This is a genomic window from Rhodococcus sp. no. 34, assembly GCF_054589475.1.
This window is the reverse complement of sequence record NZ_BAAILK010000024.1, coordinates 212,663-225,851: the sequence shown is the minus strand read 5'-3', so window position 1 is coordinate 225,851 and position 13,189 is coordinate 212,663. Positions and strand designations below refer to the sequence as shown.

Below are 13,189 nucleotides of genomic sequence, written 5' to 3'. Positions count from 1 at the left end.
TCCCGTCCCGAATCAGCGTCCCGGACGCAGTGGTGGACGCCAACTCCTCGAGCGAGAAACCCTCGGGCAGCCCATCTGTGTTCGAAGGTGCAGAGATCGGCCCGAACTGCAGCGAATTACCCGGGCTGGCGAACTTCAGCTCGACATCTTTCGGGAGCGCCTGCTTGACCGCTTCCGACATCGCGGCGGCCTTGGCACTCGAGAACCACGGAAAGCGTGGATCGTCGTACGTATCAGATCCGTCGAGAATATAGGAGAAGAACGAATCCTCCTCCGGCGCTTCGACCTTCTCACAACCCGGAATCGTGGTCGGGTACACCGCGCTCGGCGTGACGTACGAGAATTCAGGCACGTCTTCCGCCGGAATCTCGTCCGGTGTGGATGTCATGGTGATCGAAGATGACGCAGCTACCGAGATGTCATCGGACGGCGAACTGCTCCACCGATCCACCAGCCCGGCAACCACTGTCCCACCGGCGATCAGGGAGACGACCGTCAGCGCGAAGGTCCACTTCTCCGCCCGCTTCGAATCGGTTTGCTCCTTCGACACGTACCCTCGCAGTCACCGTCACGGCTCGCCCCCGATGCGCGTCGCCTCTGGAATTCCTGTCGCGATCACAGCAATTTCTGTTACCAACCGGATGGTTTCCTATCGCGCGGGCTCCGTATGAACACAGAAGAACGGGGTGCCAGTTGCTGTGCAACCGGCACCCCGTTCTGACTGCCTGAGTGCTTACACCCTCACAGGCACCTGATTCGGGTCTGGATCGGAATCCGGATCCTGCTCGATCGGAATCCGTCGAATCGCTTCACCCTCGATGTCGACGTTCGGCAGGATCTTGTCGAGCCACGCCGGCAACTTCCACGCTGAATCACCGAGAATCGACATGACCGCAGGTATCACGATCATGCGGATGATGAAGGCGTCGAAGAAGACTGCCGCCGCGAGGCCGAAGCCCATCATCTTGCTTGTCGTCTCCGAGGACAGCATGAATGCGCCGAACACGGAGATCATGATGATGGCCGCCGACGCGACCACGCGAGCACCATGGGTGTAGCCGGAGATGATGGCGTCCTTGGCCGACAATCCGTGCACGTATTCCTCGCGCATTCGCGTCACGAGGAACACTTGATAGTCCATCGCCAACCCGAAGACCACACCGATCATGAAGATCGGCAGGAACGAGATGATGGGTTGTGTGTGCTCGATCAGCCCGAAGTCGCCCTCCTGGAAGATGGCCACCGTGGCGCCGAAGGTCGCACAGACGGAAAACAGGAATCCGAGAGTTGCGGTCAGCGGCACCAGGATCGAGCGGAAGACGACCATCATGATGATGAACGCCAGCCCCACAACCACGATGAGATACGGGATGAGCGCGGAACTGAGCTTCGACGACATGTCGGCAACGATCGCGGTTTGCCCCGCTACACCGAGTTCTGCGCCTTCCGATTTCACCGTCGATCCGTAATCCCGGATCTGATTCATCAGCTCGTGGGTTTCGGGGCCGCTCGGTGACATCTGCGGGGTGACCGCGATCAGCGCAGAGTTGGCGCCCGCCATCGGGTTTGCTGCGTCCGGTCCGTTTCCGACCCACATCAACTGATCCGGAGTTGCGACGTTGTCGAGGCCCTTGATGTGCGCGACAGTGCCTTCGGCAATCGCGGTGATGTCGGTGCCGTCAGGCGCGTCGAGCACGACGAACAATTCGCCATTGACGCCTTCACCGAACCCACGTTGCAGCAGGGCAAGTGCCGGCCGCTCTTCGTCCTGAGTGAACGAGAGTCCGAGTTCGAGCTTCGTCATCGGAATAGCCGCGATCACCAGAAGCACCAGCGCAGCACCCGCGATCGGCCACGGGTACTTGGTGACTATCTTGGCCCAGCGATGTCCGTTGGATTCCATCGTCTCGGGCTCGTCACCGTGGCGCAGCCCGGGGATACGAGGCGAGAACGCGAATCGGCCGAAGATACCCAGAACCGCTGGGATCAATGTGATTGCGCCGAGCACAGCGATGATCACGGCAACCGCTGCCGAGATTCCCATCTGCGTGATCATCGGAACCCCGACCACCGCCAGGGCCGCCAGCGCAACCACCACTGTCAGGCCTGCGAATACGACAGACGAACCGGCAGTACCTACTGCGCGTCCGGCGGCGGCTTCCCTGGTTCCGCCCAGGTTGAGCTCACTGCGGTAGCGCGACACGATGAACAACGCGTAGTCGATCGAGACTGCGATGCCGATCATCGTGACGATTCCCGTGACGCCTTCGTTGATGTCGAAGAAGCCCGAGCCGAGGGTGACAGTCAGAGTGGCCAGCGCAATTCCCAGAATTGCAGTGAACAACGGGATGAACGCCGCGATGAGTGCACCGAACGCCACGATCATCACGATGAACGCCACCGCGAAGCCGAGCATCTCCGACAGACCGCCCGCGGCCTGCACCTGCATCATCGAGCCGGTTCCTTCGACTTGCAAGCCGCCGGTGCGGAACTTTGCCATCAAGTCGAGGAACGCGGTCTTGTTGGCCTGCGTCTGATCCTCGATGCGAATCGACTGATTGAGCTGGATCAGCCCGACCTTGCCGTTGTCGCCGAGAACGGCCGACGCCACCGCTGGATTGGCCTCCGCGAGAGTGACCGGATTGACGATCTTCTCGGGATCGACGATGTCCGGCAACGTCTTCGCCTGCGCGATCAACTGATCGATCTGATCGCTGTGCGCGGCAAGCCCGTCGTCTGCCGCGATGAGAATACTGGTCGACGCCTGAGTTTGCTGCTCCGCTGCAGCTGCAAAGTTCTCGTTCATCAACTCGGTCGCACGCTGTGAATCGGTGCCCGGAAGGTTGAATTCTTTGGAGAACGTCGGATTTGTGGCGCTGATAGCGCCCCCCACCACCGCGATCACGATAATCCACGCGGCCACCACAAGATACTTGTGGCGGAAAGCGAACTTCCCCAACCTGTAAAGATACGTAGCCAACGTAGGCCTCTCTCGCCGTGGACTGGTCTGTCCGAAGAACACGGAGTCTTTCGGTGCCAAGGTCATACGGTACGGACCGACCGGCTCGTTGGCACCTGGTATATCTGCGAAAACGGCATATCCGGCGCGCTCTCCGTCTCCTTTTCAGACCGCTCGGTACCGTGGACACGACACGGGCAGGCGCCTCACCAGAGCAGACGTCGCGTAGTACGAAAGGCAATCCCATGAATCACGGCCAGGCCGTCGATCGCGATCTCCTCCTTGCCGGCCAACAGCGACTCGACGCGCTGGGCCCACGATTGACGGGCTCTCCTGCACACCACGAGGTGGTGGAAGAAGTCGCGAACGAACTGACCGAACTGGGCCTCGACGTCCGGCGTGATTCACACACTTTCGAACGCTGGGATCTGCCGGCGACACCTGACGGACTTCGCATCGAATTGCCGACGGGACCGATCAGAGTTTCGTCCGCATTCCCCTACTCCGGATTGACCGGGCCACAGGGAATCTCCGCTCCCCTGGTCTACGTCAGCGCGCGACGCCCCAAGTGGTCGGCGGCCAAGGGCGCGATCGCAGTGATCGAGGTCCCGCACATCGATCTCCCCCGCAAGCTACTGGTCAGCGAGTGGGGCCCGATCGCCACCGACGAGACACTTCGAAATCCGGTTCTCTCCGCAACACTTCTGGGCCCGAAGCTCGACAAGGCCCGCAAGGCCGGTGTCCTCGGCGTGATCGCGGTGTGGCGTGACATCGCTCCGGACAACGCACTGGGACAATATCTTCCGTTCACGCAGCCATATCACGACATCCCCGCCGTCTGGGTGGCCGGCGACGAGGGCGCGAAGGTTGTCGCTGCAGCTCGCTCCGGTCAGCTGGCGACTCTGGTACTGGATGCGACTCTGCATCCGGACACCCGGACCGACACGGTGTGGGCGGTGTCCCCCGGAACCTCACCCGAAGAGACGATTCTGCTCATCACTCACAGCGACGGAACCAACGGTGTCGAGGAGAACGGCCATCTGGGAATGTTGGCGTTGGCGCGGCACGCCGTGGCGCAGCCGCATCGACGGTCGTACGTTTTTGTCCTGACGACTGGCCACCTTCGTATTCCAGCGGTGTCCAAGCACGGACAGGCAACGTCCACCTGGCTCGAAGCGCACCCCGAGATGTGGAAGGGCGAAGCCGGTCAGGCGCGCGCCGTAGCGGGGATCGCCATCGAGCACCTCGGCGCACTGGGTGATACCGAGGACAACTCGACCGGCGGCTATGCCTTGGAGACCACTCCGGAACCGGAACTGCTCTACGCGACGAGTCGGGAAGTGCACGACATCGTTGCACCGCTGTGGCGCGACATTGGAGCGGGCGATCGCCGAATCGTGGCGCCAGGACCGGTCATTCATTTCGGTGAGGGCGAACCACTGTTCGAGCGGAAGATCCCGGCGGTCGCCTTGGTGACGGCGCCGCAGTACCTGCTCGCTCTGCGCGAAGCCGACGCCGTCACGCACGTCGACCTGGACGCGATGATCAAGCAGATCGAAAGCTTTCGGGATCTGCTCGACGCCTTCGACGCAACCGACACCGCGGCTTTCGGTCCGGTGGTCTCGCGCTCGGTGTTCGCGAAGTTCTCGGCGCTACTTCAGTTGATGCAGATTTTGTCGAAAGCCAAGAAATAGTGCTGTGCGCCTTTATTAACCGCGGGCGGTTAACAAAGGCGCACAGCACTTGGGGTTACTTGTCGTGAATGATCACGCCACGGATGTTCTTGCCGTCACGTAGATCCTGGTAGCCCTTGTTGACGTCTTCGAGGCTGTAGGTGTTGGTGATCAGTTCGTCGAGCTTGAGCTGACCGGCATCGTAGAGACGCAGCAGTCGCACGATGTCGTACTGCGGATTCATGGACCCGAACAACGTGCCCTTGATCGTCTTCTGATTCAGCGTCAGGTCGGTACCCGACACGTGAACGGTCAGCTTGGCGGGGTCGGCGAGTCCCGTGATCACCACGGTGCCACCCTTGCCGATCACTGCCGTCGCTGCACTGACCACGTCCTCGTCGACGGTGCCGACAAGGATGAGCGCAGCGTCGGCACCCTGTCCCCACGTCAGCTCGTTGACCTTGGCAGCAGCGCTCTCGGCGTCTGCAAAGGCATGGGTTGCACCGAACTTCAGTGCGGTCTCACGCTTGAGAGCAACCGGATCGACCACAACGACGTACTTGCAGCCGGCCGAAACGGCGCCCTGGACGGCGTTGATGCCGAGACCACCGATGCCGTAGATCACAGCGGTGTCACCGGCCCGAAGGTTACCGGCATTTACTGCCGTTCCCCAACCCGAAGGCACGCCGCAGCCGACGACCACCGCTGTCTCCAAGGGAAGCCAGTCGTCGATCTTGACTACCGAGTGCTGAGAAATGGTGGCGCGCTCGGAGAACGTTCCCAACATGCACATTCCGCCGAAATCCATTCCGTTGCCGTGGAAACGGAAGGAACCGTCGGGCATCGAGCCTTCGAGGATGGTGGCACCCATGTCGCAGAGGTTCTGGCGACCGGTCGAGCAGTAGCGACAGGTGCCGCAGTTGGGGATGAAGCTACACACGACATGGTCGCCCGGCTTGACCTTCGTGACGCCTGGGCCGACCTCTTCGATGATGCCCGAGCCTTCGTGTCCGCCGACGATCGGGTAACGCGGCGGGAGATCACCGTCGGTCAGGTGCAGATCCGAATGGCACAGTCCGGCAGCGGTGTACTTGATCAGTACCTCACCCACACCCGGGCCGTCGAGGTCGAGTTCCATGATCTCGAAAGGCTTTCCGGGCTCGAGCAGTACAGCAGCTTTGGTCTTCACTGGTGATCTCCTTGATTGTCGGACGAGAGAATGAGCGATGGGGTCGGTCAGAGAGCGATGTTGACGGCCTTGGTCTGGGTGTAGAGATCGATAGCCGAAGCGCCGAGCTCGCGGCCCCAGCCGGACTGCTTGTATCCACCGAAGGGCATTGCAGTGTCGAAGCCGTTGTACTGGTTGATCCACACCGAACCGGCCTTCAAGCGCTTCGCCGTGCGGTGAGCCTTGGAAATGTCCCGGGTCCAGATGCCGGCGGCCAAGCCGTAGATGGAATCGTTTGCGGCAGTGATCGGTCCGTCGTCCGCGTTGAACGGCAGCGCCGCCACGACGGGTCCGAAGATCTCCTCCTGAACGATGGAGAATTCGGGCTTGACGTCAACGAAGACGGTCGGCTCGACGAAGTAGCCCTGATCGCCCCAGCGGTTGCCGCCCGTCAGTGCACGTGCGCCGTCGGCGATTCCCTCACGCAGGTAGCCGGTCACCTTGTCGAACTGCTCCTGCGAGACCAGCGGTCCGAGCTGGGTGGTGGGATCGAGGCCGGGTCCGATCTTGACCTGGCTCGCTGCGTGCGCGACGGCCTCGGTGAACTTCTCGAAGATGGTGTCCTCGACGTACAGCCGAGTACCCGCAACGCAGCACTGTCCGTGGTTGAACAGCCACGCGTTGAGCGAACCCTCCACCGCGGAATCGAAATCGGCGTCGGCGAACACGATATTGGGGCTCTTGCCACCGAGCTCGAGCGTAACCTTCTTCAGATTGCCCTTGGCGGCGTCGACGATCTTCTTACCCACCTCGGTGGAACCGGTGAACGCGACCTTGTCCACGTCGTCGTGGCCGGACAGTGCAGCACCTGCATCGCCGAAGCCGGGAACGATGTTGACGACACCGGGCGGGAAGCCGGCTTCTTCGAAGACCTCCGCGAGAAGCAGTGCGGTGAGCGGGGTCTGCTCGGCAGGCTTGAGGATCACCGTGTTTCCGGCTGCGAGAGCGGGGGCGAGCTTCCACGACGACATCAGCAGCGGGAAGTTCCACGGCACGATCAGTCCGCAGACGCCGATCGCCTCACGCAGGGTGTAGGCGTGGAACTCGCCGCCCGGAGAGAAGGGCATCGACACGTTGACGGTGCTGCCTTCGATCTTGGTGGCCCAACCCGCGTAGTAGCGGAAAACGTCTGCGGCCCAAGCTACGTCGACGGCGGTGGCGATGGCAACGGACTTGCCGTTGTCGAGAGCTTCGAGCTGACCGAATTCCTCGGCACGAGCACTGAGAATGTCGCCGACGCGCCAGATCATCCGCTCGCGCTCGTTTGCCTTCATACGTGACCAGGGGCCGTCCTCGAAAGCCGTTCGAGCGGCACGTACCGCGCGGTCGATGTCTTCGGCCTGACCGTGTGCCACGTCTGCGAGCTTCTGTCCGTCAGCCGGGTTGTACGTCGCGAAGGTCTGACCCGAAGCGGCGTCGACGAATTCGCCGCCGATGTAGAGCTTCTTCGGTCCGTTCAGGAAACCCTGTACCGCGGAACTGATGGTGTGTTCGGCTACTGCCGTCATCGGAAACTCCCCTGAAGTAGTGAGGTGCGAATGTGATGCACGCCATACTTCCGCGCTTCCAGGGGTGCTAACTGTCCGAACTTTGTACAACTGAAGTCGGACAGCAAACTACACAGTGATGTCGAGCGCCCGCATCCGTGTGTAGAGAGTGCTTCGGCTGATTCCGAGTTGCGCCGACGCGTGAACCTTGTTGCCGCCGCAGTCTTTCAACGCTCCGATGATCGCCTGGCGCTCGGCTTTCTCCCGCCCTGCCAACCGAGACACCTTGGTCGTGGTGCGATAGTCCTCGGGCAGATCAGCGACGTCGATGCGATTGCTCGAGCGTTCATCCGAGGCGCGATTCAACACGACGCGCAATTCGGCCAGGTTGCCCGGCCAGTTGGCCGCCGCGAGTGCTTCGGCAGCGCTGGCGGTCAACCTCAGTTCTGGCGAGATCCCCTCCAACATGGCTTGTGCCAACTCGGCGATCTCAGCCTGTCGCTCGCGCAGTGGGGTGATGACAACCCTGGAGGCGCATCGTGAGAGCAGCGCGGCGATGGTCGGCGGAAGATCAACTGCCGCTCCGCTGGTCAGTACGATTTTCGGCCCCTCGGCGCTGGCGTCGATCAGGTCTGCGACCAGCGGCAACACCGAGTCAGGAAGGAGTTGTACCTGTTCGATCACGACCACGCCCGAACGCTTACGGGCTGCTCGCACGAGATCGGTGACCCACTGCTCACGGCCGTCGAACGCGATTCGCGTGGCATCGAGCCAACTCGCATCGACACTGCCGACTACGTCCGATGCTGCCGAGGTTCGGCCGGATCCCGCTTCACCCGAGATCGCCACGGCGGCAGAGGTTGCCCGCGCCCGCATCAGGTCGCGCCGCAGTCGTTCGCCCGGAGACGGTGCCCGCTCGTGCGTTCTGCGGATCGGTGCCCGTTCCCGTTGGAGTGGTTCGACCAGGAAGAGCGCACCACCGTCAGCCCCGGAAATCCGGTCGGCTTGAACTCGCGCCAGCGCGCCGGACGCCAATTCGACTGTCACCAATCGTGATTGGTCCGGATTCAGGTCGGCAATCAAGGAACGGAGCGATACATGGTCTGCGGTGTCGAGCAGATCCAAAGCGGTTCGGTTGCTCAGCAGGATGTCGTCGCCGATGGCCGCGACGGCAATGTGGCGCTGATGTGAAACTCGCTGGAATGCGTCGACCAGCCGCTGCTCCGATGCTTTCGAGCCTTCGAGCAGCCGTTTCTCGATGTCCGCTGCAGCACGCGCAAGGAAGGGCGCGAACAGTGGGTTGGCCTGCGAGACAACGCCGGTCATGTCGAGAATGCCTTCGACACGACGTGTGACGGGATGCAGGATCGGCTGTCCGTAGCAGCTCAAACCCTTGAGGCTGTCGAGGAAATGCTCGTCACCGTGGATCACCACGCTTCGTCCGACCTCGAGGGGCGTACCGAGCGCGTTGGTGCCGGCGTGCTCTTCACCGAAGCGTGAACCGTTGACGACACCCAACCGCTCGATCGTTCGCTCGACGCGACTGTCGGAGTACACCGAAGCGACCACGCGGCATTCGCGATCAGCAAGCAGCACGCAGAAACCGGTGCCCGCGATCTGTTGCGAAACTTCGTCGAGCACGGGTGCGGCGGCCCGGAGCAGACGAGACTCACCGTCCTGCTCCTCGGTGTCCACGGCGATGGCCGACGACGGGTCGAGGCCACTGAGTCGAGAACGCTTCCAGGAGAGCGCGATCTCGGGGCGTACCGGCTCACGCTCCCCTGGGTTCGCGGACATACTCTCAGGCCTGACCGATCAATTCGATCGCCTGTTCTCGCATCGCGATCTTGCGGACCTTGCCCGTGACTGTCATCGGGAACTCGTCGACGACATGGACGTACCGCGGAATCTTGTAGTGCGCGAGCTTGCCGGTGCAGAACGCGCGGACCGAATCGGCGTCGAGATCGTCTGCACCTTCGCGCATCTGGACCCACACCATCAATTCCTCGCCGTACTTTGCGTCGGGTACGCCGATGACCTGCGCATCGAGAATGTCGGGGTGGGTGTAGAGGAACTCCTCGATCTCACGCGGATAGACGTTCTCGCCACCGCGGATGACCATGTCCTTGATGCGTCCCGTGATGGCGACGTATCCGGCCTCGTCCATGACTCCGATGTCTCCGGTGTGCATCCACCGGGCAGCGTCGATCGCCTCGGCGGTCTTCTCCGGGTTCTCCCAGTATCCGAGCATGACCGAGTAACCACGCGTGCACAGTTCACCCGGCTCGCCACGGGGCACCGTCAATCCGGTTGCCGGATCGACGATCTTGATCTCGAGATGCGGCCCTACCCGTCCGACCGTTTCGGTGCGCTGCTCGATCGAATCGTCCGAGCGGGTCTGCAACGACACCGGCGAGGTCTCCGTCATGCCGTAGCAGATGGACACCTCCGACATGCCCATGCGATCGATGACCTGCTTCATCACCTCGACCGGGCAGGGCGAGCCCGCCATGATGCCGGTGCGAAGGGACGACAGATCGAAGCTGTCGAAGTCCGGCAACGCCAACTCCGCGATGAACATCGTCGGAACGCCGTAGAGGGACGTGCACTTTTCGGCCTGAACGGCTTCGAGCGAAGCACGCGGATCGAAAGCCGGACCCGGAATGACCATGGCAGCACCGTGACTGGTGCACGCAAGGTTGCCCATTACCATGCCGAAACAGTGGTAGAACGGCACCGGGATGCACACCCGATCGACCTCGCTGTAGTGGCACAACTCGCCGACGAAATAGCCGTTGTTGAGGATGTTGTGGTGACTGAGCGTCGCGCCCTTCGGGAAACCGGTAGTACCCGAGGTGTATTGGATGTTGATCGCGTCGTCGGCCGACAACGCGGCCTGGGCTGCGGCGAGCGGAGCCGGATCGCTTGCCTGCGCCGCCAAGCCGTCTGCAAGCACCGCGTCCCACTCGGGTGAACCGAGCAGGAGCACCGACGTCAGATCCGGGCACTGCGGCCGCACCGTCTCGATCATCGACGCGTAGTCCGAGGTCTTGAAGCTGGCCGCAGACACCAGCGTCGAGATCCCGGCCTGCTCGAGCACGTACTGCAACTCGTGCGAGCGGTACGCCGGATTGATGTTGACCAGGATCGCGCCGATCTTTGCCGTCGCGTATTGCGTGAACGTCCATTCCGGACAGTTGGGAGCCCAGATCCCTACCCGATCACCCTTCCCCACACCACGGGAAAGTAGTCCGGCAGCGAGCCCGTTCACCTGCTCGGCGAACTCCCGGTACGTCCATCGTCGACCGCTGGCGTGGTCGATCAACGCATCGCGGTCGCCGTGTGCGGCAACCGTGCGATCGAGGTTGTCTCCGATGGTGTCGCCCAGCATCGGACCGTCCCATACTCCGGACGTATAGCTGGGCAGCGGCGTACTCATGTGTTCTGTCCTCTCCGGTTACCTGTTCAGGCACCTATGAGAGGGGCCGCCGCAGCGGACCCTCTCATCTACGAATTTACTCGATTCGGTGTGATGCACGACATACTTCCCGGTGCGGGGTGGCCGTAACTGTTCAGAGTCCGGACACCCCACCCGCCTGCTGTGCGCCTTTATTAACCGCCGGCGGTTAATAAAGGCGCACAGTGGTTACAGCGCGTGATCCTTGGTCTCGACGAGTGCCCAGGTGCAGATCAGGCTCAACACACCCAGGATCGCCAGCATGACTCCGATGGCCATGCTCCCGTAGGCCGAGGCCAGCGGTGCGGCGATCAGCGGCGGCACTGCCCCACCGAGCACTCCGGCGAGGTTGTAGCCGAGGCCGGCACCGGTGTAGCGGTAGCGGGTCTGGAACATTTCCGGAAGCAGCGCACCGCAGGGGCCGTAGGCGATTCCGAAGATCATGAGCGTGCCGAACATTCCGATGATGAACGCGATCGGCGATCCCGTGTCGAGGAGCGGGAACAGCACCAGCGCCCAGACGACGGCCAGACCACACGAGATCATGATGACCTTGCGGCGCCCGATGCGGTCCGAGTACAGAGCGGAAACGACGATCGCCGCACCGAAGACAACCGCGGAAGCGATACCGACAGACAGGACGAACGGACGGGAGAAGCCGAGGGTCTTTGTTCCGTAGCTCGTCAGGAAAGCCGTGCCCATGTAGAAGAACGCGAACAGGCAAGCCAGGGCGCCTGCCGAGAGCAGGATCTCCTTGGTCTGGAACCGCCAAGCATCCAGGAACGGAAGGGTGCGCGGTGCTTCGTTCTTCTGCTCCGCGACGCGCTCTGCCTGCTCCGCCTTGAAGACGGGAGTCTCCTCGATAGCGAGTCGCATGTAGAGGCCGATGCCGACCAACACGATGGAGAACAGGAACGGGATACGCCAGCCGTAATCGAGGAAAGCCTGGTTGGTGTCGCCGAGAACTGCGCCGGTGATGAGGAAGGTACTGCTCGAGAGAACGAAGGCGATTGCAGGGCCGAGCTGCGGGAACATCGCATACAGACCACGTTTGCCCGGTGGAGCGTATTCCGCGGTGAGCAAGGTTGCGCCTGCCCACTCACCACCGACCGCGAAACCTTGGCCGAATCGCAAGAGCACCAAGATGATCGGGGCCGCGACACCGATGGTTGCAGCACCCGGCAGCAAGCCGATCAGGAGCGTCGAGATACCCATGAGCAGGAGCGTCGAGATCAGCGTCTTCTTGCGACCGATGCGATCACCGAAGTGTCCGAACAACATTGCGCCGACGGGCCGGGCGATGAATGCGACTGCGAAAGTCGCAAACGATGCGACAGTTCCCGCAGTGGCACCGAGCGCGGGGAAGAACACCGTCGGAAAGACAAGTGCCGCAGCGGTTCCGTAGATGAAGAAGTCGTAGAACTCGATAGTCGTGCCGATACAACTCGCGATTGCGACGCGCCGCACACTGGTGGTGTTCTGCGGGGGCTGCGTCGCACCTGCGGCACTCGCACCCCCGGCGCCGGCGGCACTGGTGCCGCCTGTGGGAGAGACTGTGGTCACTCGATTCCTCCGTGGTCCCGTGGTGTCGCCCTGTGGGCATCACCGTCGATAGGAGGAAAGGTAGTGATGTGGCTCACCCCCGCACTACCCCCGAAAGGGGGTAGGAGTGATCTCAGTCACCACTTGTATGCAATGGTAACGAGTTTCACGACCCTCGACATGCCGCAGGCCGTCCGATTCGTTCACACGAATCGGACGGCCCTCGAGAAACTGCGTCACGGTGCAACGCTACGGATCAAGCCTTACCGGCAGCCCCGAAAAGCTCCTGACGGATCTCGCCCCACACCGTGGCGTAGGAGTCGATGATCGGTTCCGAAATCCACTTAGACTCCCCCGCTTGCACTTTCGCGAGAGCATCCGAGAAGAGATCCTGATAGCGAGACAACCGCGGAACGAATGCCGACAGATCATCGAACAGGTTTGCAGCCCGGCGATCCAGCTCTGCAAGGGAATCCGCATCTGCGTCGTCGATGAGCGCGGCGAACTCCTCGTCCAAGGGAAGGAACGCCTCGTACACCTCACCGATGGAGTCCTCGTCGATCGAGACGCGCTCGGCGTCCAACTGATCTTCGAGTTCTGCCAAACCTTTCTCGGTCAGGCTGATGGCGTTTTCCGCTTCGACCGCTTTGCCCTGCGCGACAAGTGCGTCGTACGCAGCTTGACCGGAAGCCGCGCTGACGCCCAGGTGCTCGGCCAGGACGACCGCTCCGACCCGCTCCTTGAGACGTACTGCTTGGAGCAGTGCCAACTCGTCCACATTGCCAGCGAAGGCCATCGATTTCTCCTACTCACGTGCCGCCTCTGCGGCTCCAGCATCACAGC

The 13,189-nt window shown here is 62.1% G+C and carries 8 protein-coding genes and 1 pseudogene; 1 reads left to right on the top strand and 8 read right to left on the bottom strand.

Going from position 1 to position 13,189, the window contains the following annotated elements:
- Positions 1-550: pseudogene (locus ACYP01_RS08995) on the bottom strand (hypothetical protein); the annotation flags it as partial.
- Positions 551-733: 183 nt separating this feature from the next.
- Positions 734-2,980: an MMPL family transporter gene (locus ACYP01_RS08990; RefSeq protein WP_047268953.1), complete on the bottom strand. Its 2,247-nt coding sequence runs from the start codon at positions 2,978-2,980 to the stop codon at positions 734-736.
- 224 nt (positions 2,981-3,204) lie between these two features.
- Here ACYP01_RS08990 and ACYP01_RS08985 point away from each other — a divergent pair, with 224 nt between their 5' ends.
- Positions 3,205-4,653, top strand: coding sequence for a zinc-binding metallopeptidase family protein (locus tag ACYP01_RS08985; protein ID WP_058227514.1), 1,449 nt, complete (start codon positions 3,205-3,207; stop codon positions 4,651-4,653).
- A 55-nt stretch (positions 4,654-4,708) separates the two neighbouring features.
- On the opposite strand, the gene ACYP01_RS08980 is transcribed toward ACYP01_RS08985, so the two are convergent.
- From ACYP01_RS08980 to ACYP01_RS08955, 6 genes are all read right to left on the bottom strand, one after another.
- Positions 4,709-5,821, bottom strand: a complete 1,113-nt coding sequence (locus ACYP01_RS08980; RefSeq protein ID WP_003942086.1) for an NDMA-dependent alcohol dehydrogenase — start codon at positions 5,819-5,821, stop codon at positions 4,709-4,711.
- A 47-nt stretch (positions 5,822-5,868) separates the two neighbouring features.
- The gene (locus tag ACYP01_RS08975) at positions 5,869-7,368 is read right to left on the bottom strand and encodes an aldehyde dehydrogenase family protein (RefSeq protein ID WP_019744236.1); all 1,500 of its coding nucleotides are present in this window, start codon (positions 7,366-7,368) and stop codon (positions 5,869-5,871) included.
- Positions 7,369-7,476: 108 nt separating this feature from the next.
- A complete protein-coding gene (locus tag ACYP01_RS08970; protein ID WP_192712128.1) occupies positions 7,477-9,144 on the bottom strand; it encodes a sigma-54-dependent Fis family transcriptional regulator in 1,668 nt (555 codons plus the stop codon).
- A gap of 4 nt (positions 9,145-9,148) precedes the next feature.
- Positions 9,149-10,786 (bottom strand): AMP-binding protein, encoded by a 1,638-nt coding sequence (locus ACYP01_RS08965; protein ID WP_003941942.1) that lies wholly within the window; start codon positions 10,784-10,786, stop codon positions 9,149-9,151.
- A gap of 207 nt (positions 10,787-10,993) precedes the next feature.
- Entirely contained in the window at positions 10,994-12,271 is a 1,278-nt protein-coding gene (locus tag ACYP01_RS08960; protein WP_085998903.1) for an MFS transporter, read from the bottom strand.
- A 331-nt stretch (positions 12,272-12,602) separates the two neighbouring features.
- Complete coding sequence (locus tag ACYP01_RS08955) at positions 12,603-13,142, bottom strand: hypothetical protein (RefSeq protein WP_003942083.1); 540 nt, start codon at positions 13,140-13,142, stop codon at positions 12,603-12,605.
- Positions 13,143-13,189: the final 47 nt, after the last annotated feature.

Excerpts from the sequence above, each read along its gene's own strand:
- ACYP01_RS08985 (WP_058227514.1), top strand. The coding sequence starts at position 3,205 with ATGAATCACGGCCAGGCCGTCGATCGCGATCTCCTCCTTGCCGGCCAA.
- ACYP01_RS08975 (WP_019744236.1), bottom strand. The coding sequence starts at position 7,368 with ATGACGGCAGTAGCCGAACACACCATCAGTTCCGCGGTACAGGGTTTC.
- ACYP01_RS08970 (WP_192712128.1), bottom strand. The coding sequence starts at position 9,144 with ATGTCCGCGAACCCAGGGGAGCGTGAGCCGGTACGCCCCGAGATCGCG.
- ACYP01_RS08965 (WP_003941942.1), bottom strand. The coding sequence starts at position 10,786 with ATGAGTACGCCGCTGCCCAGCTATACGTCCGGAGTATGGGACGGTCCG.
- ACYP01_RS08955 (WP_003942083.1), bottom strand. The coding sequence starts at position 13,142 with ATGGCCTTCGCTGGCAATGTGGACGAGTTGGCACTGCTCCAAGCAGTA.